Raw genomic sequence first — 22,774 nt, 5'->3', positions numbered from 1 at the left:
AGATGATGAATTGCGTGAGGTCACCGACAAGGAGGCGATCATGATCAATGAAGTCAAATCCGTACTGGCAGCATTCTTTGGTGTCCAGAAGGAGGCCAACCGCAAGCGTGATTTCGAGCACGGCCATGCGCTGGACTTTCTGGTGGTGGGACTGGTGATGGCCGCACTGCTGGTGGGAGGGATGGCACTGCTGTCCACGGTCGTCGCCGGCTGATGAGGCGCTCAGGCGACAGAGACGAAACGTCAGACAAGACGCTTCAGATACGAAACATTAGGCATGAAAAAAGCCCCCGCCCAGGAGAGCATCCTGGACGGGGGCTTTTGCTTGGCTCACTCGGCTGCGATTGCCTTCTATCCAGTGTCTATCCGAAGGCAGAAGCAGTGAGTGATCAAGAGCGGGCGATCAACGACGCGCGAACAGCGGCGTCTTCTGGTCGACGCCGGTCTGATAGCTGACGCTGAACGAGCTCAGGGCATGCAAGGCATCTTCCACATACTGATCGTCACGCAGGGCGAAAGCACTGATGCCGCAACGACTCATGTAGTGGAGTTGATCCACCAGCACGTCACCGATGGCGCGAATCTCACCCTGATAGCCGAAGCGCTCGCGCATCAGGCGGGCGATGGTGTAACCGCGGCCATCATTGAAGTTCGGGAAGTCGACCGCCAGCAGCGGTGCGTCCGTCAGTGCCTTGCCCAGTTCCGGTGTGAGCTCGGTGTCACTGGCAAGCCAGGGCGCCAGATGATCAGAGCCTTCGCCGGCGGCGACCAGCGCCTGCCATTCTGCGAGCGGCAGCAGGGCGGGTTGCTGATAGCTCGGCAGATTGCCGTCTTCATCCAGACGCACGACCTGCCAGGCATCTTCGCTCACCAGCTGATTCTGACGGATGACGCCACCCTGGCGCTGATCGGTCAATTCACGTGCTGATGTCATTTCTGCAGTCATCTCAGGCATAGACCCGCTCCTTGAACGGCTTCATGCCGATGCGGTGGTAGGTGTCGACGAAGACTTCATCTTCCAGGCGCTGCTCGACGTACACCTGCAGCACCTTGTCGATGACGTTCGGCATGTCTTCGGCATTGAAAGACGGGCCGAGGATCTTGCCGAGCGTGGCGTTGTCGTCGCTGCGTCCGCCCAGCGAGACCTGGTAGAACTCCTGGCCTTTCTTGTCGACACCCAGAATGCCGATGTTGCCGACGTGGTGATGGCCACAGGCATTCATGCAGCCCGAGATATTCAGGTCCAGCGGGCCGAGGTCGTACAGGAAGTCGAGGTCTTCGAAGCGGTCCTGCAGTGCTTGAGCGATGGGAATCGACTTGGCATTGGCCAGCGAGCAGAAATCGCCACCAGGGCAGCAAATCATGTCTGCCAGCGTGCCCACGGTTGGGTTGGCCATTCCAAGATCTTCCAGCGCCTTCCAGAGTGTCTCGAGTTCATCGACCGGCACGTCTGACAGCACTAGGTTCTGCTCGTGTGTCACGCGCAGCTCACCGAAGCCATACTGCTCCGCGAGGTCAGCCACTGCATCCATCTGGTCGGCAGTGACGTCACCCGGGGCCAGTTCACGACGCTTGAGCGACAGGGTGACGGCCTTGTAGCCCGGCACCTTGTGTCCGACGACGTTGTTGGTCACGAAACGCGCGAAGGCACGGTTCTCGCGGCGCAGGGTTTCATAGGCCTCGATGGCCTCGGCGCTGACTTCACGACGCTCAGGCTCGGGGAAGTAGCTGGTCGCCTTGGTGACGGCGGAGTCGGTGAGGGTTTCCGGGCCATCCTTGAGGTGGGCCCATTCTTCCTCGACGCGACGACGGAATTCCTCGATTCCCAGTGCCTTGACCAGGATCTTGATGCGCGCCTTGTACTTGTTGTCGCGACGGCCCCACTGGTTGTAGACACGCACGATGGCGTCCAGATAGGTCAGCAGGTGCTGCCAGTCGAGGTCTTCGCGCACGATGTCGCCGACCATCGGCGTACGGCCGAGACCGCCACCCGCCAGGATGGTGGCCTTGACGCTGCCATCGTCGGCGCGGTTGAGACGAATGCCGATATCGTGGACCTGGATGGCAGCACGGTCGGCGCTGGCACCGGTGACGGCAATCTTGAACTTGCGCGGCAGATAGGCGAATTCCGGGTGAAGCGTGGACCACTGACGGATCAGCTCACACCACGGACGCGGATCGACGGTCTCGTCTTCCGCGATACCGGCGAACTGGTCAGTGGTGGTATTGCGGATGCAGTTGCCGCTGGTCTGGATCGCATGCATCTCGACCTGAGCCAGTTCGGCGAGAATCGCCGGGACATCTTCCAGCTTCGGCCAGTTCAGCTGCAGATTCTGGCGAGTCGTGAAGTGTCCATAGGAACGGTCATAACGACGGCTGATGGCCGCCATGGCGCGCAGCTGGACAGCGCTCAACATGCCGTAGGGAATGGCGATACGCAGCATCGGGGCATGACGCTGGATGTAGAGGCCGTTCTGCAGGCGCAGAGGGCGGAATTCTTCATCTCCCAGACGGCCCGCCAGATAGCGATCCATCTGGTCCTTGAACTGAGCTACCCGCTCGTCGACCAGTGTCTGGTCGTAGGTGTCATAGCGATACATGTCAGGGGTGTCCTGCGGTCGGGCATCAGATGATCGTCCACTGATGCGAATCTTGTTGATGCTGAAGCCACCATACCCTCTATTCTTTATTCTTTAAAAGAATAAATCCTCATAGTTTTCGACGATGGCGTTATTAAGAAGGCGCGTTGAGTTTGCCTACCAGCAGCGAAAAAGAAAAGACCAGCCGCCGGAGGGGAAGGCGTCTGGTCATGTTGCCCGGGGGCTCACGACAGGCACGGGCCTGCGCATGCCGGGCTTGCGCAGAACGGAGGGCCTCAGTCAGATGCCGTCAGCCCAGGTCATTGTCTGTGCCTGGTGCGCTCCTGACAGCTTTCAGCAGACTGACACGCGCATCCGCGTTGGCGTGAAAGCGCGTCTCGAAGGCCTGCTGCGGCATCGGGCGACCGAAGAGATAGCCCTGGAAGGCGTGGACGCCCATGGCCTGGAAGATTTCGGCTTGCCCCCGCTCCTCGACCCCCTCGACAACGACCTGCATGCCGAGTGACTGGCCCATCGCGACGATGACCCGCGCCAGCTCCCTGTCCCGGCGACTGGTCTCGACATTCATGACGAAGGAGCGATCAACCTTCAGAATGCCGAAAGGCAGATCATGCAGATAGGAGAGGCATGAGAAGCCTGTCCCGAAATCATCCAGCGAGAGGTTGACGCCCAGTCTGCGTATTGCCTGCAGTTGATAACGCAGGCTGTCTTTGCTGTCGAGCATCAGGTTCTCGGTGACCTCGACCACCAGCTGCGAGGGATGAATTGGGTAGCGCTCGAGCAGTGACTCGAGCTGGTGCAGCATGCATTGATCCCTGAACTGCATGACGGAAGCATTGACAGACAGGTAGCGCTCCTCGATCCCGATCCTGCGCCATTCACTTAGAATGACGGCCGCTTCCTCTAATACCCAGTTACCGATATCGATGATTTGGCCGGTCTTTTCTGCCGCCGGGATGAACTCATTGGGTGGCACGAGGCCGAGTTCTGGGTGCTCAAGGCGGATCAATGCTTCCGCGCCTAGCAGCTCAGGAGCTTCGAGGTCCGGGCTGGCTGCCCGGAAAATGGGTTGTAGATAAAGACGGAACCATCCCATGGCCAAGGCTTCGCGAATCATGCGCTCCTTCAAGAACAACGGTTCACCGTCTTCCAGCACGCTATCACGGACGCAGGTGCGGTATTGATTGCCCCCTTCATGTTTGATATCGACCACGGTAAGTTCCAGCAGGCGCATCAAGCGGCTGGGGCTCTCATCATTTGCTTGGGCCTCCAGGCCCGCCATGCTCAGACTGAGATTGATGGATTCGCCAGACTTGAGTAGCGGATGAGAGAAGGCGGTTTGAATCCGGCGTACCAGTGGGCGTAAGTCATTGATATCACAGGTCATGACAAATTCATCACCGCCTGTTCGTCCGATCCAGGCAGGGTGACATTCTTTTAGTCTTTCACCAGTCTCTTTCAACAGCAGGTCACCGTCCATCGGTCCCAGGTGATGATTGATGCTATGGAATCGATCGATATTGACCAGCAAGAGGCCGAAAACATCGTCGCATGCGATTAACTGCTTCAAGTGGTGATTGAGCGACAGCCGGTTGGGTAACTGCGTCAAGGGATCAATCAGCTCATGTTCCATCAGTCGTTGTTGGGTCCGTGTCAGTTCGGTGATGTCCGTCAGAAGCATCATCGTGCCTCGGGTTTGTTTGCCTTTGGCTGCTGGTATGACCACTTGAACCTGACGGTCGTCTTGATGCTGACATCTCAAAGTCATCACTTGATCATCGCAGGCACTGCCCAACCGCAGGGCTGTGCTAAGGCGATGGATCTGCTTACCATTCTGACTATTGATGATTGAATGGAAGGGCACGCCAATAAGTTGCTCACGTGACCAGCCAACCGTCTCCAGCATTAGCTGACTAGCATCCTGAACATTTCCCTTATTATCAATCACTAGCAGTAATGCTGGAGTGTCACGATAGAAGTGCTGATAGCGCTCTTCATTTTGACGTAGAGCTTCCATCATGTGGAAAAGACGCTCCCCAAGCTTGTTCAGCTGCACGATCACCTTATTGATCTCGCGTGATTGGGAGAAGGGAGCTCGATGGAATATGGCATGCTGGTCTTCCAGCTGGCGCATGTGATCTATCGCCGTGCTTAAAGGGGTCGCCACATAACGCTTGAGTTGCCAAGACAGCAGCAGCAGAATCAACAGAATTATGATAAGGGCAATCACGAACAGGGCTGTTCCGCCTTGATAGCGTGCAGTAAGTAAAGGGGCATTGGTGCTTTCCAACTCGAGCCTGCCAACGCTTTGCTTGACCAGAGAGTTCTGATAGACAAGGTTATGCGAATGAGTGAGGGGTTCGAAAGCCGTCCCCCTTTTAGCAATCTCTTCGACAAGTTTGCCTTCATGATTAAAGTAGCGCACGGCATGGACGCTATCATGATGGCTGAGAGTCTCGAGGTAAGCATGGACTCTCTCATCGTCAAAGTTCCAAATGGCGTCGGGCATCGACATGGCCACAATGTTCATCATCTTACGATGATCATCGTGCATGTGCTCGACGGCTTTACTGGCATATAGATGGTAGCTCACGATTCCACTGATGGCACAGATGGCGAACACCAGCGGGGCAAGTATCCGTAGTATTTGCCACCTGAGTGATGGCGAATACTCGATATCATTATCGGACGCCGCACCGGGAGTCTTTACGAGCTTCGAGGCATCATTCATCGCGTTATTCTCCCTCGGTGGCAGAGGCCACAGACTCATGTTCCAGCGTACCGGCAGGGGAGGCTTGGCGTGGAGGTGGCGGTAGGAACGGCGCGGCATTGTTGGGCAAGGTCGCCACTATCTCTACCAACCGACCCATCGGCTTGAGAGACAGTACTTCCATCGGGATCTCGTCGAGATAAGAATCTGGGGCTGCACTCGTGGCGAGGCCCATGCTGTAGTAGCGAGTGCCAAGCGCTTCTGGCGTGATCACCTCTTGCTGGACAGCTGCCAGCAACACCAGTGCCCAGGCAGTCGCCAAGGCATCACCTCCCGCACTGGCCTCCATTTCACCGGTTCGTAGATGATCAATCCCTTCGCGAGTCCAGCCCATGCCAGCGACAATTACATCTTCACCAGGGCGCAAGCCATTGAGCTTCAGTGCGTCTATCGCTGCAATCGCCATCAGGTCACTGGCAGCCCAGATACTCCGCAGTGGCAGGCTACTGTCCTGACGCTTTACATAGCGGTCCACTGCCTTGAATGCATCCTCATAATTCCAATTGGCTTGAAATGTTCTATCCACGGATAGATAGGGGGCTTTACGCAGAGCATCCTGCACCCCGCGTAGTCTCAGGCGAGATGCTTCGTCGTGTAGCCCGCCCACAAGGGCAATAACAGCGCCTTCAGATTCGCCATACACTTTGTGGTGTCGTTCTATAAGTGCCTGCATGGTGTCATGGCCACCTTGCTGATGATCAGGCGAGACACTTCCCAACCAATAGGTATGGCGGCCAAGGGGTTTGCCCTCGATCTTGTGTTGCTCAGGTGACAGGCTATTAAGCACAATCATGACCGGTACTCCAGTGGCGTCACTGGTGGCCAGTATTGGAATGGCAAGGCCGTGATTATTGGTGATGATCAGCAGGTCAGGGGGATCCTGGCGCATCATTACCTGTTTGCCCAAACGAATAAATTCGTCGGTATTGCGCTTGGCATTGACAATTTCCAATGTCATTCCCAACGAGGAAGCTGTGGTAGAAGCCGCCTTGATCATCTGTGCCCAAAAAGTTTCTGTAGCATGACCTGGGTTCAGGAACACCACATGTTTGATGGGCTTGAAAGGAATGATGCTCTCCGCCTCTGCCTGATGAGCTAGCAAAGTGGGACATATCAATGTGGTTACGATGCCTACCCTAGCCATTTTGAGGAAGCGTTGCGGGTAGAGTAGGTGCGTTAGTCTCATTATGGCCCCATGATTTCGTCATCGTAGCGAAGACCAATAGCAATAAAATTGCCATGCGACCTATCAGTGATTATTCTCACTGGGAGGCGCCCATTGATTCACTGTAACGTGAAACCTTCTTCTGGGTGGAAGGGGCACGTGGATTCAATTTGGAGGCTTCTTCCTGCTGCCCAGCCATCTGTATCAGTACCGCCATCGGATCGAAGTCATAGATGCCCCGAGACTCTTGTAATCCAAAGGCTTTGAAATTTGCAGTTCTCCAGTCGGGGACTTCCAGAAGAGGGCCGTAAAGCTCTACATTGTCATGGGTGATGGCGCTCATCGGGAAGTTGACATTCCTGGGAGCCCATCCCTCGATATCGGCATGATCCCTCACCATCACCATTGCCCATGCACCAGCCATAAAATGCCCACCGTCCGTTAACAGCATGCGTCGGTCTGACACCATGCTGATGCCCTCCGGCGACCAGTTGAGTCCAGCCACCAATACGTCCTCACCCGGCGTTAGCCCAGCAGCTTCGATCGCAAGGATTGCCCCCTGAGCCATGGCATCGTTCGATGCCCAGACCAGATCATTTTGGCGGCTAGAGCCGTTGATCCACTTGAGATATTCCCCAGTAAGGTGTTGAGCATCCTGAGTATTCCAGCGCGCTTCGAGGATGCGGTCTACCTGAACGGTCTCGTCTAGTGCAAATCCGGCCACCATACCGTTGTTTCGTGCGATCGAGGCCGGGGTCAGTGTATCGCCGATCAGGGCGAGTCCACGCAGCGGCCTCGTGGGGTCTATCTTTCGAGCTTCTTTGATCAGCTGGGTAGCCATGCGCTTGCCAGCAGTATAGTTATCAGGGATGACACTGCCGATCCACGCAGGATGGATAGTTCCAGGCGTTCCATGTACCAGTTCCTGCTCACGTGTTAAGCCATTCAACAGCATTATAACATGCGTGTGATTGCTATCCGCTGTCGTCAACAGCTCAGTCGCAGCCTGCTCTTCATTGACCAGCACCAGATAATCAGGGGGAGTTGGGCCCTCTAAAGCTTCAAGAGCAAGCTTCTTGAGAAGAAATGGGTTGCGCTGTGCATAGACGACTTCCAGGGTGATATTTAGATCGTTGGCAGCTGCCTGCATGGTGTCGGTCACCATATCCCAGAAACGTTCTCCCTGAAGTCCGGGATTGACGAAGGTGACTGCAAGTGAGTCTTGAGGCTTCGTAGCCTTTTTGCCAACTAGGTTAAGTGTGTTGTCTTTGAGAGCAAGCGGGTTGTTTATAGGATAGGCATTGACCATTCCGCTTATGGCCAAACAGCAAAATAGGGTTAAAAGTCGTCGCGAACCTTGCTGCAGCCATCTGGTGCTGTTGGTTAAAGTGGTCATATCCCCCCCCCTCTCTCTCTTTTTGTTACACTTCCTTACATTTCAGTCATGATACGATAACCTGATACCAATTTCTGCCCCATATTGAAGCCTGTCATCTACCAGTCTTCAACGATTAAGAAACGCATATCACTGTATTAGAAATTTACGTTATGATGCAAAAAAGAGAGTTAATCAGGGACATTGTGGAGACACATAGACGGTTGAAGCGTTAGTCAAGAACTGAAGTGGCTCTTGTAAGACCTCAAATGCGCAGTGTCTGCCACGACCTACGCTGCCAGATAAGCCCGAAGACGAGCGAGTTGAGCAGGCGATAGGCGAGCTGTATCGCCCAGATGGCGACGAGGCCACCTTCCTGATGGACGCCCCACCACCAGGCCGCGGGCAGAAAGATCAGCCACTGCAGGCTCAAGGTGGCAAGCATCACGGTGCGATGGGCGCCGGCGCCCAGCAGTGCCTGGGCCAGCACGATGGCGGTGCAGTCGAGCACGATCATGGCGGCCGTCATCTGCAGCGGCAGCAGGCCCAGCTCGATCAATTGGGGGCGATGCAGGAACAGCCCGAGCACGCTTTCCGGCGCGACCCAGAGCGGCAAACCCAGCAACAGCAGACACGGCAGTGCCACGCGCACGGTGTCCCACCCCCAGCGATGGGCCTCTTCATGCTCGCCGCTGCCCAGTGCCTGGCCCACCAGACTCATGGCGGCCAGTCCAAGCCCGACCCCGGGCAAAATCAGCAGCAGGGAGAGATTCACCAGCACATGGCCGACCGCGACACTGGCCGCATCGATCTGACCGAGTATCCAGAACAGCATCGCGTAGCCCGCCGCGAACCATAGCTGCTGAAAGGAGTGGGGCACCGCTAGCTTGAGCAGCGTCAGGTAATGCGTCATCGGCGGCCAGGCATGCAGGACACCGTGCAGACTGCGCTCGCTCAGCGTCGCTTTGATCCACAGTGCCAATGCGACCAGCAGGGACAGCGTCGTACCGGCCCCGGCGCCATCGGCGCCCATCTGCGGGGCGCCGAACAGACCGTGGATCAGAATGATGCTGAGCACGACATTGACCGCCTGGGTGATCAACATGATGCGCAGATAGATGCCGGTGCGCTGCAGGCCATTCCAGAAACCTCGGAAGCAGAACGCCATGGCGATCGGTATCAGCCCCAGCACGCGCCACTGGAAATACGAGGCGGCGGTTTCATGCACGCCGGACTGGTCATTGATCAGCGACAGCAGCGGCTCAGCCCAGTGATGGCAGGCGAGGGTGACGGGGATGCCGATCGACAACGCCAGCACCAGACCGGCATTCAGGCCTTCACCACAACGCTCAGGCGCTTCCTCGCCCAGGCGTCGCGAGGTCTGTGCCTGGACGGCGGAGGACAGCCCGAAGATCAGCGCCGTGACCATGAACATGGCATAGCCACCGATCCCTACACCCGCCAGCGCCGTCTCGCCCAAGCTACCGACCAGTGCCGCGTCGATCAGGTTGAGCAGACTCTGCGACAGCATCGCCCCGATGATCGGCAGAGCCAGCTTCAGAATTCGTGTGTTGCGCGCAAGATCCCCCAGCATCAGACGCTCCCACGCGGGGAGTCGGAAAGGTGACAGGAGCAGGAAGGGGCAAAAGCCTCGAAGGCGGCTGACAAGCGGGAAACCAGTGAACGGGGCTGCGATGAACAGAACAGCGAGAAACCGAGCAGTGATAGACAGGACAGTGACAAACAGTGCAGTGATAAACAAAGCAGCGATAAAAAAAGCAGCGATAAACAAAGCAGTGACAACGGCAGCACGGGCGACTCACGACAGCAGACAAGGAAGAGCGCCATGATAGCGCGCTCGGCAAACTGAAGACATCGCCTCTCAGATGACAGCGCGCCCCATCTCCTGAGAGGTGAGGCGCGTAAAGCTGTCATTGGCTGCATCAACCGGCGGAGCGGCTGATGGAGGGGATCAATCGGCGTCGGGATCGTAGCTCAGCACCGGCGACAGCCAGCGTTCCATCTCGGAAAGCTCCATTGCCTTGCGGCTCGCCAGGGACTGCACCTGATCGCGGGTGATCTTGCCGGTGGAGAAGTATTTCGACTCCGGGTGCGCGAAGTACCAGCCAGAGACGGCGGCCGCCGGCCACATGGCGAAGCTCTCGGTCAGCACCATGCCGACATGGGTCTCCGGTTCGAGCATACGGAACAACGTGGCCTTCTCGGTATGGTCCGGACAGGCTGGATAGCCAGGCGCCGGGCGAATGCCGCGATACTTCTCGGCGATCAATGCCTCGTTGTCGAGCACTTCCTGGCTATCGTAGCCCCAGAACTCCTTGCGTACGCGCTCGTGGAGGCGTTCGGCAAAGGCTTCGGCGAGACGGTCCGCCAGCGCCTTGACCATGATGGCGTTGTAATCATCGCCAGCCGCCTCGTACTCCCCGGCCAGTTCATCCGCGCCATGCCCGGTGGTCACGGCGAAGCCACCGATCCAGTCCGGCTTGCCGCTGTCACGCGGGGCGATGAAGTCGGCGAGACTGTGACAGACGCCATCACGGTTCTTGGTCATCTGCTGACGGATGTGATGCAGGCGCTCGACCACCTGGGTGCGTGATTCATCGGCGTAGACTTCCAGGGTGTCGTCGTCGACACAGTTGGCCGGCCAGAAGCCGATCACGCCACGCGCCAACAGCACCTTGTCATCGATCAGCTTGCGCAGCATCACCCTGGCATCGGCAAACAGCGAACGCGCCGCTTCCCCGACCGTCTCATCCTGCAGAATCTTCGGGTACTTGCCCGCCAGCTGCCAGCTCATGAAGAAGGGCGTCCAGTCGATGCGCTCGACCAGTTCATTCAGATCGTAGTCATCGAAGACCTTGAGGCCGGTGAAGCTGGGTGCCGGCGGGGTGTAATGCTCCCAGTCCGGCTGGAAACGACGCTTGCGCGCCTCGCGGTAGTCGAGATCCGCGGCCTTGGGGCGGCGCTTGGCATTGCGCTCGCGCACCACGGCATACTCGGTGCGAATCTGATCGACATAGGCTGCCTTGAGTTCCGGCGACAGCAGGCGCGAGGCCACGCCCACCGCGCGCGAGGCGTCGGTGACATAGATGACCGGCTGCTCATACTGCGGTTCGATCTTGACCGCGGTGTGTGCCTTGGACGTGGTCGCACCACCGATCAGCAGCGGCAACTCGAAGCCACGGCGCTGCATCTCCCTGGCGACATTGACCATCTCGTCCAGCGACGGAGTGATCAGCCCGGAAAGCCCGATGATGTCGGCCTTCTCGTCGATGGCGGTCTGCAGAATCTTCTCCGCCGGCACCATCACGCCCAGATCGATCACCTCATAATTATTGCACTGAAGCACCACGCCGACGATGTTCTTGCCGATGTCGTGGACATCGCCCTTGACGGTGGCCATGACGATCTTGCCCTTGGCCTGGGTCTCGCCGCTCTTCTCGGCCTCGATGAAGGGGATCAGATGTGCGACCGCTTGCTTCATGACGCGCGCTGACTTCACCACCTGGGGCAGGAACATCTTGCCCGCGCCGAACAGATCGCCAACCACATTCATACCGTCCATCAACGGCCCTTCAATGACCTCGATGGGTCGGGCAGCCTGCAGGCGTGCCTCTTCGGTATCTTCCTCGATATGGACAGTGATGCCCTTGACCAGCGCGTGCTCGATACGCTTGTTGACCGACCAGCTACGCCATTCGAGGTCTTCCTTCTTCTCACCGCTGCTGCCATCGCCCTTGTACTTGTCGGCGATGTCGAGCAGACGCTCTGTGCTGTCATCGCGGCGGTTGAGCACCACGTCCTCGACGGCGTCGCGCAGCTCCCGGGGCAGGTCATCATAGAGCGCCAGCTGGCCGGCGTTGACGATGCCCATGCTCAGGCCTGCCTGGATGGCGTGATAGAGGAACACCGAGTGGATCGCTTCGCGGACCGGATTGTTGCCACGGAACGAGAAGGACACATTGGAGACGCCACCGGAAATCATCGCGTGGGGCAGGTTGTCATGAATCCAGCGCGTGGCCTCGATGAAATCAACACCGTAGTTGTTGTGCTCTTCGATGCCGGTGGCGATGGCGAAGATGTTGGGGTCGAAGATGATGTCCTCGGCCGGGAAGCCGATGTCATCGACCAGCATCCGGTAGGCGCGCTCGCAGATCTCGATCTTGCGCTGATAGGTATCGGCCTGGCCGACATCATCAAAGGCCATGACCACCACGGCGGCGCCGTGACGGCGACAGATCTGCGCCTGCTGCCGGAAGCTTTCCTCGTCTTCCTTGAGCGAGATGGAATTGACCACCGCCTTGCCCTGGATGCACTTGAGCCCCGCCTCGATGATGTCCCACTTCGAGGAGTCGACCATGATCGGCACTCGCGAGATGTCCGGCTCCGAGGCGATCAGATTCAGGAAGCGCACCATGGCCTCCTGTGACTCCAGCATGCCCTCATCCATGTTGACGTCGATGACCTGGGCGCCGTTCTCGACCTGCTCGAGGGCGACTTCCAGCGCGGTGGTGTAGTCCTCCTCCTTGATCAGGCGACGAAAGCGCGCGGAGCCGGTGACGTTGGTGCGCTCACCGACATTGACGAACAGCGAGTCCGGCTGGATGTTGAAGGGCTCAAGCCCCGACAGGCGGCAGGCCGGCGCGATCTCTGGCACCTTGCGCGGCGGGTACTGGGCCACCACACGCTTGACCGCCTGGATGTGCTCTGGGGTGGAGCCACAGCAGCCGCCGATGATGTTGAGCAGGCCTGCCGCGGCGAAGGAACCGATGATCTCGGCCATCTCGTCCGGGGTCTGGTCGTACTCGCCGAATTCGTTGGGCAGGCCGGCGTTGGGGTGCGCGGAGACGAAGGTATCGGCCTTCTCGGACAGCTCACGCAGATAGGGGCGCAGCTCCTCGGCGCCTAGCGCGCAGTTGAGACCGATGCTCAGCGGGCGCGCGTGACGCACCGAGTTCCAGAAGGCTTCGGTGGTCTGGCCGGACAGCGTACGTCCCGAGGCATCGGTGATGGTGCCGGAGATCATCACCGGCAGCCGCGGATGGCCTTCGTCGAACAGCTCCTCGAGGGCGTAGATCGCCGCCTTGGCATTCAGGGTGTCGAAGATGGTCTCGATCAGGATCAGGTCCGCGCCACCCTCGAAGAGCGCCAATGCGGCCTCGCGGTAGTTGTCGCGCAGGATATCGAAGGTGACGTTGCGCTTGGCGGGGTCATTCACGTCCGGCGAGATGGAGCAGGTGCGGCTGGTCGGGCCGAGCACCCCCGCGACGAAGCGCGGGATGCCGGTCTCGGCGGCTACGGCGTCCGCCGTCTTGCGCGCCAGGCGTGCCGATTCGAGATTGATCTCGTGGACCAGCGCCTGCATGCCGTAATCGGACTGCGACAGCTGAGTGGCGTTGAAGGTGTTGGTCTCGACGATGTCGGCGCCGGCCTCGAAATAGGCGCGGTGGATCGCCTCGACGATGTCCGGCCGGGTCAGCGCCAGCAGGTCGTTGTTGCCCTTGATGTCGCTGGGCCAGTCGGCGAAGCGCTCGCCACGGAAGTCTTCCTCCTCCAGCCCATAACTTTGCAACATGGTGCCCATGCCGCCATCTAGGATCAGGATGCGCTCCTGCAGCGCCTGGCTCAGCGCGTCGGCCAGGGGCAGAGAATAGGGAACAGCGGATTGGGCTTGCGCCATGACGGACTCCAGCGTGCGTGACCTGTCGCGTTGTCTCCCGAACGTGTAACTCTCTTTGCCAAGCCAGTACTTTGCCAAGCCAGTACCTTCTGAGCCCAGTACCCTGCCGAGAAAGTCACACGCCACAGGTGCGAACTCATTGCTATTGAGAGGCGCTGGCGAGGGATCCGCTCACGAAATCCTCGCCTGGCCAGATGGAGCTATCGTATCAGACTGCAGAATCGTCACGATGAGCATGATTCATGCGCAACATGAGTCAGTCAGGAGTGCCCGCACGGGAGTGGTCGCTCGCAGGACACCAAACCCGAGTGATTTGCTCAGGATTGCGAGTGCAGCAGGTTTTCCTTAACATGGAGCCATTAGTCACCTGACATCAAGAGAGTCTCTGCGCCATGAGTGAGAGCATCCAGATTACCGATAGCGCCCAGGAGTATCTTGCCGAGCTGCTCGAGAAGCAGAACGTCGAAGGTATCGGCGTGCGCATCTTCATCACCCAGCCGGGCACGCCGTATGCCGAGACTTGTCTCGCCTACTGCCGCCCGGGCGAGGAAGAGCCAACGGATGAAATCCTGGATCTGCCGAAGCTGAAGGTCTATCTCGACACGCACAGCGTGCCGTTCCTGGAAGAAGCGACCGTCGACTTCAATGCCGATCGCATGGGTGGTCAGCTGACCATCAAGGCGCCGAACGCCAAGATGCCCAAGGTCAACGCGGACAGCCCGCTGGAAGACCGCATCAACTACCTGCTCTACAGCGAGATCAACCCGGGTCTGGCAGCTCACGGTGGCGAGATCAAGCTTGTGCAGCTGACCGAAGAGCAGGTCGCCGTTCTGCAGTTCGGTGGCGGTTGCCAAGGTTGTTCCGCCGTCGATCTGACACTGAAGGATGGTGTCGAGAAGACGTTGATGGAGCGTATCCCGGAACTGACAGGTGTGCGTGACGTCACCGATCACACCGACACGACCAACGCCTACTACAGCTGATACCGCTGAGATCGGGCCTGACTTCAGGCTCGTGGCCATGCCCATGATGAGGGCCGAGGCCAGAGTCGATCCAAGTACAGGACAGAAACGCAATCTCCCATCGACTTTCGGTGGGAGATTTTTTTATGGGCGCGACGTCAGCCTTTAACCGCCTGAGTCGACCTGACGCGAGCTTGTGACATCCAGGTCAGGGCATTTGGCGTATGAAGGCAGGCGCGGGGAAGTTGCTGCGTAAAGCATTAGAGTTATCTGGTATCGTGGCAGTATCTTTCTCATGCTGGCCGCGCCCATCGGCTGTCCGGCGTGACGAGTTTTCCGTCGAATGTTTCCTCCCATCGTCAAGAGATAGCCTTCATGAGTCTGGCCAACCTGCGCTTTCGCACCATCAACATCATCATCTGTGTACTCTCTGCCTTGGCGGGCCTGGTGTTGCTGGTCGTGTTGGCATTCATTACCAATAACGTGTCGGACCTGCAGCGCGACTGGCAGGAATATCAGCAGGCGCGCTCTGACAAGCCGCGCCTAGAGGGGCAGCTGACCAAGGCCTTAGGCTATGGCGGCATGGTGCATGATTTCAAGAATCTCGTATTGCGTCAGGACCTTGACTTGCTCGTTGAGATACAAAGTGAGATTGGGGCCGCACGTAGTGCTCTTAACCGCTATCAAAACCTCGGGTTATCACAAGGAGAGGAAATGGCGGTGGCGGGTCTGCGTGCCACCATCAGTCGCTATGAGCAGATGACTCCTAGAATACGCGAGATGATTGAGCAGGGGCGTTCTAGTGCCGATATCGACAAGGTGGTAAAGATCGACGATTTCCAGGCTGTCTCAGGGCTAGATACCTTGCGCCGTATCTCCATCGCGGAGCTGCGTGACAATGACAATCCGCTCGAGAACGGTATGGGCAAGGCTCGCCTGGTGGCCAACCTGCGCCGTGACCTCGGCTATGGCGAGATGATCCACCACTTCAAGAATTACGTGCTGCGCAGTGACGCCATCTACGGTCAGCAGGCGGCGCAGGACATCGAGTCGCTGCGAGCGACACTGGCGGCATATCGTGAGATGGGCATGAATACTGCCGAGCAGCGTGCTATTCGCGATATTGCCGATGTCATCCAGTCCTACAGTGACCACTTGAACAAGGTCAGCCAGTTGCATGACCAGCAGACAGAGCTTTCGCCGCGTGAGATCGATCAGCAAGTCAGGGTCAATGAAGCACAAGCGCTTGCAGCACTGGCGGTGCTGGATCATGAAACCCGCATGCGGATCGGGGCGACCTCTGCCTCGGTAGGCAAGACGCTCAATCTGTTGGCCACGGTGGCGCCGGTCGTCAATGGCCTGGCGTTGGCGATGATCGTGGTGCTGATCGGCATCTCGATGTGGCTGTTTGGACGTTATGTCCTGGTGCCGATACGTCGTCTAACGCAGACCATGAATACCTTGGCCAACGATGATGTGAGCGTGGTGATCGATAGTACTCAGCACACCAATGAAGTGGGCCAGATGGCGCGGGCGTTGCAGAAGTTCAAGTACAACATCATCGAGAGCAACAACTACAAGAAGCGCATCACGCAACTGGCGATGCATGATTCTCTGACGGGGCTGCCCAATCGACAGCATTTCTATGAGCGGGTCGAGCATTGGCTCGAAAGCGTCAGTGACGAAGGCGGGCAGCTGGCGTGTCTCATGCTGGACATCGACAAGTTCAAGCCCATCAATGATACCCATGGCCATGCTGCCGGGGATGTGGCGCTCAAGGTGATCGCGGAGCGACTCAATCAGGTGGTGCGCAAGGGCGATTTCGTCGCGCGTCTGGGAGGCGATGAGTTCGTGGTGCTGGTCCACAATGCCGACATCCAGGCGAATCTGGGTCGCCACGGGGAACTCGCCCAGCTGGCCCAGCGCATCATCGACAGTCTGGGCAAGCCATTCCTGTATGAAGAGCACAAGCTGGAAGTGGGCTGCAGCATCGGGATTGCCATCGCCCCTCAACATGGCGCCGACCGTGAACAGCTATCACACAATGCGGACATGGCGCTGTACGCCGCCAAGCATGAGGGACGCAATTGCGCGGTGCAGTTCAGCCGCCATGATGAGCTGGGCCAGATTGTCGCGATCGCGAGCAAGAAGCGTGATGTGCAGAAACAGCAGTGACGGAAGCCCTAGGGTTCAAGCACTAGTGCAGAAGCCGCCTCAGCGGCATTGGCAACGATAGCAAGGCTAGATGCCGCATGAGCAGGCAATCTAACGGCGCCCCTCGGGGCGCCGTTTTGCGTCTGGTGGGGACAAACCACCTGCGGGCGGTGGGCAAGGGCGAGTATTGCCCGGTACTGGTACTGGCCACGGCCCCGGCTTGCGCGCACCGATACGGGGCTTGGGATAATTCTACGTTATCCATACGCTTCACGAGAATAATTTATGGTTTGCGACATCCATAACGGTTTGTTATGGTTTATAGCGAATTCGCCAACTGCGAAATATTTTATGAAAACCATGACAATGACTTCCACGATTCAGGGCCTGGCCCACCACACCCACGATGCCGTGATCAACCGCGCCAGCGCGCCGTTGTTCATCCGTCAGCCGACTACCGATGATGGTTGGGGCATCTATGAGCTGGTCAAGGCCTGCCCGCCGCTGGACCTCAATTCAGGGTATTCGTACGTTTTGCTGGCCACGCAGTTCCGTGACAGCTGTGCCGTCGCGACAGATGAGGAAGGTGAGGTCGTCGGCTTTGTTTCTGGTTACACCCGCAACGACGCCCCGCAGACCTTCTTCCTGTGGCAGATCGCCGTCGGTGAGAAGGCGCGTGGTACTGGCTTGGCACGTCGTTTGATTGAAGCCGTGATGAAGCGTCCCGAAATGGCGCACGTGCGTCATCTTGAGACCACCATCACGCCGGACAACGAGGCGTCCTGGGCATTGTTCACTCGCCTCGCCGAGCGCTGGCAGGTGCCGCTTCACTCGCGTGAATACTTCTCTTCAGACCAGCTGGGTGGCGTGCACCTAGCCGAAAACCTGGTGCGCATCGGCCCGTTCCTGCCAAGAGACATCTGAGTGCTCGACGCGCTCAAGGCTCTTGTGCAATCAAGGCCCATGCGCAGCAAGGGCGGGTAGCAAACCGCAAGAAGTCCCGGACGGGACGCCGTCATGATTCTTGTGTCGGTCGTCGAGAAGAATCACGTCCCGTTCGGCAGATGTTCACGACAGGAAGGTTGTGACATCTCCTGCTGACCCCATGTGTTAGCTAGGTGGGGGCAGTGTCATTCGTTGGATCGTCTTTACATTCTGGTATGGCCTTTTAGTACGCGGCCATCCATCACCAGGGAGGTGACAGCATGAATACGCAGATTCTCGAACAGATGGAATCCGAGGTACGCACTTATTCGCGTTCTTTCCCGACCGTTTTCACCAAGGCGCAGAATGCCCACCTGTTCACCGAGGACGGCAAGCGCTACATCGATTTCCTCGCCGGTGCCGGTGTGCTCAACTACGGGCATAATCATCCGGTACTCAAGAAGGCACTGGTCGATTACATCAGCAATGATGGCATCATTCACGGTCTGGATATGTGGACTTCCGCCAAGCGCGATTTCCTCGAAGCGCTGGAGGAAGTGATCCTCAAGCCGCGTGGTCTGGACTACAAGGTCCACTTCCCAGGGCCGACCGGCACCAACGCGGTCGAAGCTGCCATTCGTCTGGCGCGCAAGGTTTCCGGCCGCCACAACATCGTGTCGTTCACCAACGGCTTCCATGGTGTGACCATGGGCGCGCTGGCTACCACCGGTAACGCCAAGTTCCGCGATGCGGCAGGCCTGCCGGCGCAGGGTGCGCAATTCGTGCCTTACGATGGCTACATGGGTGAGGGCATCGACACCGTTGCCTATCTCGACAAGCTGCTCAAGGATTCCTCCAGCGGTCTGGATCGCCCGGCAGCAGTGTTGGTCGAGACCGTACAGGGTGAAGGTGGGATCAACCCGGCCTCCATCGAATGGCTCCAGCGTCTGGATGCGTTGTGCAAGGAGCACAAGATCCTGCTGATCGTGGATGATATCCAGGCGGGTTGTGGTCGTACCGGCAAGTTCTTCAGCTTCGAGCACGCCAACATCGTGCCGGATATCGTCTGCAACTCGAAATCGCTGTCTGCCTCCGGTGTGCCGTTCGCGATGGTGATGATGCGTCCCGAGCTGGACCAGTGGAAGCCGAGCCAGTACAACGGCACCTTCCGTGGCCACGCCCTGGCCTTCGTTACCGGCGCCGCCGCGCTGCGCCACTTCTGGAGCGATGACAAGTTCGAGCGCGACATCCAGCGTAAGGGCCGTATCGTCGAAGACCGCTTCCAGAAGATTGCCGCCAAGGCTCGCGAGAACGGCTTCGAAGCGCACGAGAAGGGCCGTGGCCTGATGCGCGGTATCGATGTCCGTGACGGTGAGCTGGCCGATGCCATCACCTCGCGCTGCTTCGAGCAGGGCTTGATCATCGAGACCAGTGGTCATTCCGGTCAGGTCGTCAAGTGCCTGTGCCCGCTGACCATCCGCGACGAAGATCTGCTGGAAGCCCTCGATATCATCGAGGAAAACGCTGCCGCGGTGCTGTCCAAGTAACGTTGTCTTCCCGCGGGGCGCCCGATCATCGGTGCCCCGCGGGTCGTTGGTGAGCCCTTGGCTTGCCATCCACACCGATTGCCCATCCAGGTCATCCCTTCGTTACGGTAATCGCCATCTGTCAGCTGTCGATGTCAGGCAGCCTAGTGAGGAAAACACATGATCGTTCGCAATCTCGAAGAAGCTCGCAGCACCGATCGTCTGGTCAAGGCTGAGAATGGCAACTGGGATAGCACGCGCCTGCTGCTCGATGAAGATGGTGGCAAGTGTTCGTTCCACATCACCCGAATCTTTGAAGGCACCGAGACCCACATCCATTACAAGCATCACTATGAAGTGGTGTATTGCATGGAAGGTGAGGGTGAGGTCGAAACCTTGGCCGATGGCAAGATCTGGCCGATCAAGCCGGGCGACATCTATATCCTCAACGAGCATGACGATCACCTGCTGCGTGCCACCAAGACCATGCACCTGGCCTGCGTATTCACCCCGGGCCTGACCGGCAAGGAAGTCCATCGTGAAGATGGCTCCTATGCACCTGCCGAAGCCTGATCCTGTCATGTCGTGAGTGAGGCGCGAAGCGTCTGACCTCAAAAGGACAAGCGTTATCCAGAAAGCCCCGTAGTCTTGCTGCGGGGCTTTCTGCTTTGTGGTGGTGAGAAACCGCAGTGTGAGGTTGCCGCGCAGTATTGCTCGCTGGATTTTAAACGCTCAATTATCGTTAGTGGTGCGCAGCTTGCCGGCTCTACCAGTCAACAGTCGGGACGAGTATGCTCAAGTACGAACATGCGGTTATATCTCCTGGAAATTCCAACGAGGCAGTAGGCCATGGCAGATTCCACCCCAAAGGCGACCCTCGCGCCAGGTGGCCGGCCCGGCTTCAGGCCGGCGGCGCCTCATCCGCGTGAAGAAGAGCGTCTCAATAGCCTGCATTCTCTGCATGTATTGGATAGTGATCATGAAAAGCGCTATGACGACCTGACACGGCTGGTCGCTGACATCTTTGATATGCCTATCTGCCTCGTGTCGCTGGTGGATGAAGACCGCCAGTGGTTCAAGGCCCATTGTGGGTTGGATGCACGGCAGACGGGCAGGGATCTCGCCTTCTGCGCTCACGCGCTGCATGAAGAGCGCTTTCTGGTCATCAAGGATGCGCGCCAGGATGAGCGCTTCTTTGATAACGCCCTGGTGACGGGGTCACCGCATGTCTGCTTCTACGCGGGTGCCGTGCTGCGCGACAGCAGCGGCCTGCCGCTGGGCACCCTGTGCCTGATCGATCACAAGCCCCGTGAGATGGATGCAGCTCAGCTGGAGCGTCTGGAGCGTTGTGCGGTATTGGTCGAGAACGAACTCATCCAGCGTGATGCGCTGTTGGCAGAGCGCGCACGTGCCACCCTGCAAGCCAATATCGACCCGATCACCGGCTACAGTCTGCGTAGGCGCTTTCTTCAGAAAATGGCTGCTTGGCTAGAAGAATATGCAAGCCAAGGGCCGATACAAGTCATTCTGATTAAGCTACAAAATGCTGAAAGACTGCGCAGGCAGCAGGGTGTCGATTTCTACGAAGGCGTACTGCAATCATTGTCCCACCAGCTCAATGAAAACTTCGATGATGAGAGCCTACTCAAGGGGCGCATTAGCGAAGATACCCTGATGATTTTGTTACCTCGTGACCAGGCCTTACACGGCATGCGCTGGCATCGTTTCGTGGAACAACCTTGGCTATTGCACCTCTCCGCCAACACCCGACCTGATTTACTGATCGGAGCAGGCACCTTCATCAGCGATGACATGTCAGGGGCGGAACTGGTCGACGTGGTGGAAGAGGAGCTTGATTGTGCTAGTGAGTGGGCGCCGAAAGATAAGAGCGTTCAGTTCGCAGATCTTACTAACAATCTCAATCTGCGCTTGGAGATGAACAACCGCTTTGCCCAGGCGCTGCGCGACAATGAGCTTTGCATCCACCTGCAGCCCATCGTTACTGCTGGCCGTCAAAGCCTCAGTGGTCAGGAAGTGCTACTGCGCTGGCAGGACAAGGATCGCTGGATTACACCCCATCAGATGTTGCGCATCGCCAGACACGCGGGGCTGGATGAGGAGCTTGATATCTGGGTCTTGCGCAGAAGTTGCGCTTTGCTGAGCCATTGGGTTTCGACTAGGGAGGAGGGGGCTACCGTGTTGCCGCTGTCGTTGAACGTCACGGCGTCGCGTCTCGTTGAAGCCGAGTATATGGATGTTCTGCGGCGCGTTCTTCGCCTCTACAGACTCAAGGGAGATTGCCTTCGCCTTGATATCAGCGGTGTCGAGAGTTTTGTCGCGACGCCTGAGCCATTGGTCTCGGCGATGAAATCCCTGGCCAATGACGGCATCAGCTTCTGTGTCGATCGTTTCGGCCCTGAGCATGACAGCCTGCGTCTGTTAAGCATGCTGCCCATCGCTAGCGTGAAACTGCATCCTCGCTGGATCAGTCTGTTGCAGACCGATACGCGTCAGGGGCGTCTATTGAAAGCCTGGACGGCGGCATTGCATGCCCTGGATATATCCGCGATCGCAGTTGGCATCGAACACTCACGCCAGCGCCAGGCAATGGTTGATCTGGGCTTTGATCAATTGCAGGGATACGCTTTCGGAGAGCCGATGGCGCCAGATGAAGATTACGGTAAATGGAAGGCTAGGGTGGAAAGCTCTCTTGAGCCGCAAGCTGACAAATCCGCCGACACATGATGGCTAGGCTTTCAGATGCTGGCGCTTATCAAGGACTGGAGCCATTAAGGGCTCAAGTTATTGCCGCGCAAGAGCTGTCATTTCGGCTCAGATGCTGGTGAGTCACAGGGACAGCGCTGAAACGCCAAGGTGATATTGGCGGCTTCGAGGCCCAGTTTGCGCATCGAGGTCCGGTTCAGGATGCGACCATCCGGTTGCAGGTACATCCAGTCATCCATGTTGAACTCCCAGGTACTGTCGTCGATCGGCACCTGGAGCACGTAGTTCATGCGCAAGGCGTTACCGCGGGTCGTCGCCGTCGCTTCGCCCGTCACATCTCCCGCTCGCCCAGTCCATTGGCGATCACCCGCCGGGGTAAAGGTCCAGCGGCGGTGTTGCGTCTCGCCATCGGCATAGACGAAGTCTTCCTCCAGAATCAGCTGGTTGCCTTGCATGCTGCCGATGACATCGACCACGAACCGCCGCGTCACCTCACCACGGTAATCCTGCACCATGCCCCAGCCACGTGTGTGGCCCAGGAAGTAGTCATCGATGCGCAGCTCAGGGCCGCTGCCCGCGTAATCCTCTATCTGAGGCCCGCTACAGGCTGACAATCCCGCTGCCATGATCAACACGGCTGCGCGGCCGCTGATGCGCTGAAGGCGTCGAATGCCGCTGTGCACGAATCCAGAGGTTGCTGACAGGCAGGACGGGAAGGAGGGCATCGCTGACTCCGGTTCGCGCCGACCCGTGAGTCATCACGGTGCGCGGCAAGGTTGAGTGACAAGGTGTGCGGTGTGGGTCACATGTGGCCCGAATTATTCTACAACACTTATGCATGAATACTATCAAGAATAAGTTTGTTCTCGCTCCTGG

The 22,774-nt window shown here is 58.1% G+C and carries 15 protein-coding genes; 7 read left to right on the top strand and 8 right to left on the bottom strand.

Going from position 1 to position 22,774, the window contains the following annotated elements; genetic code table 11:
* Nucleotides 1-40: 40 nt before the first annotated feature.
* Nucleotides 41-214 (top strand): DUF2970 domain-containing protein, encoded by a 174-nt coding sequence (locus U0O11_RS08655; RefSeq protein WP_082388754.1) that lies wholly within the window; start codon nt 41-43, stop codon nt 212-214.
* Nucleotides 215-403: 189 nt separating this feature from the next.
* On the opposite strand, the gene U0O11_RS08650 is transcribed toward U0O11_RS08655, so the two are convergent.
* The 7 genes from U0O11_RS08650 to metH form a co-directional block, all read right to left on the bottom strand.
* Complete coding sequence (locus tag U0O11_RS08650) at nt 404-955, bottom strand: DUF934 domain-containing protein (RefSeq protein WP_324692456.1); 552 nt, start codon at nt 953-955, stop codon at nt 404-406.
* Nucleotides 948-2,600: a nitrite/sulfite reductase gene (locus tag U0O11_RS08645; RefSeq protein ID WP_324692455.1), complete on the bottom strand. Its 1,653-nt coding sequence runs from the start codon at nt 2,598-2,600 to the stop codon at nt 948-950. The genes U0O11_RS08650 and U0O11_RS08645 overlap by 8 nt, the downstream gene beginning before the upstream one ends.
* Nucleotides 2,601-2,889: 289 nt before the next feature.
* On the bottom strand, nt 2,890-5,331 hold the full coding sequence (locus U0O11_RS08640; RefSeq protein WP_324692454.1) for a putative bifunctional diguanylate cyclase/phosphodiesterase: 2,442 nt from the start codon (nt 5,329-5,331) through the stop codon (nt 2,890-2,892).
* Nucleotides 5,332-5,335: 4 nt separating this feature from the next.
* Nucleotides 5,336-6,556, bottom strand: a complete 1,221-nt coding sequence (locus U0O11_RS08635; protein WP_324692453.1) for an ABC transporter substrate-binding protein — start codon at nt 6,554-6,556, stop codon at nt 5,336-5,338.
* Between the two features lie 76 nt (nt 6,557-6,632).
* Entirely contained in the window at nt 6,633-7,931 is a 1,299-nt protein-coding gene (locus tag U0O11_RS08630; RefSeq protein ID WP_324692452.1) for an ABC transporter substrate-binding protein, read from the bottom strand.
* Nucleotides 7,932-8,175: 244 nt separating this feature from the next.
* Nucleotides 8,176-9,504, bottom strand: coding sequence for an MATE family efflux transporter (locus U0O11_RS08625; RefSeq protein ID WP_324692451.1), 1,329 nt, complete (start codon nt 9,502-9,504; stop codon nt 8,176-8,178).
* Nucleotides 9,505-9,882: 378 nt separating this feature from the next.
* Nucleotides 9,883-13,608, bottom strand: coding sequence for a methionine synthase (metH, locus tag U0O11_RS08620; RefSeq protein WP_324692450.1), 3,726 nt, complete (start codon nt 13,606-13,608; stop codon nt 9,883-9,885).
* A 392-nt stretch (nt 13,609-14,000) separates the two neighbouring features.
* Between metH and nfuA the strand changes: the two genes are divergently transcribed.
* The 6 genes from nfuA (at nt 14,001) to U0O11_RS08590 (ending at nt 21,919) form a co-directional block, all read left to right on the top strand.
* A complete protein-coding gene (gene nfuA / locus U0O11_RS08615; protein ID WP_054556652.1) occupies nt 14,001-14,591 on the top strand; it encodes a Fe-S biogenesis protein NfuA in 591 nt (196 codons plus the stop codon).
* A 354-nt stretch (nt 14,592-14,945) separates the two neighbouring features.
* On the top strand, nt 14,946-16,745 hold the full coding sequence (locus U0O11_RS08610; protein WP_324692449.1) for a sensor domain-containing diguanylate cyclase: 1,800 nt from the start codon (nt 14,946-14,948) through the stop codon (nt 16,743-16,745).
* Between the two features lie 345 nt (nt 16,746-17,090).
* A complete protein-coding gene (gene ectA, locus U0O11_RS08605) occupies nt 17,091-17,648 on the top strand; it encodes a diaminobutyrate acetyltransferase (protein WP_442872651.1) in 558 nt (185 codons plus the stop codon).
* Between the two features lie 281 nt (nt 17,649-17,929).
* A complete protein-coding gene (gene ectB / locus U0O11_RS08600; RefSeq protein WP_043334231.1) occupies nt 17,930-19,195 on the top strand; it encodes a diaminobutyrate--2-oxoglutarate transaminase in 1,266 nt (421 codons plus the stop codon).
* A gap of 159 nt (nt 19,196-19,354) precedes the next feature.
* Nucleotides 19,355-19,747: an ectoine synthase gene (locus U0O11_RS08595; RefSeq protein WP_043334232.1), complete on the top strand. Its 393-nt coding sequence runs from the start codon at nt 19,355-19,357 to the stop codon at nt 19,745-19,747.
* 276 nt (nt 19,748-20,023) lie between these two features.
* Nucleotides 20,024-21,919 carry an EAL domain-containing protein gene (locus tag U0O11_RS08590; RefSeq protein ID WP_324692447.1) on the top strand — a complete coding sequence of 632 codons (1,896 nt, stop codon included), beginning with the start codon at nt 20,024-20,026 and terminating at the stop codon, nt 21,917-21,919.
* Nucleotides 21,920-21,996: 77 nt separating this feature from the next.
* On the opposite strand, the gene U0O11_RS08585 is transcribed toward U0O11_RS08590, so the two are convergent.
* Nucleotides 21,997-22,623, bottom strand: a complete 627-nt coding sequence (locus U0O11_RS08585) for a DUF3833 domain-containing protein (RefSeq protein ID WP_324692446.1) — start codon at nt 22,621-22,623, stop codon at nt 21,997-21,999.
* Between the last annotated feature and the right edge of the window lie 151 nt (nt 22,624-22,774).

The sequence above is a fragment of the Cobetia sp. D5 genome (assembly GCF_035666195.1).
Classification (GTDB): Bacteria; Pseudomonadota; Gammaproteobacteria; order Pseudomonadales; family Halomonadaceae; genus Cobetia; species Cobetia amphilecti.
Note: the sequence above shows the minus strand (reverse complement) of the source record. Positions and strands in the feature narration are given on the sequence as shown.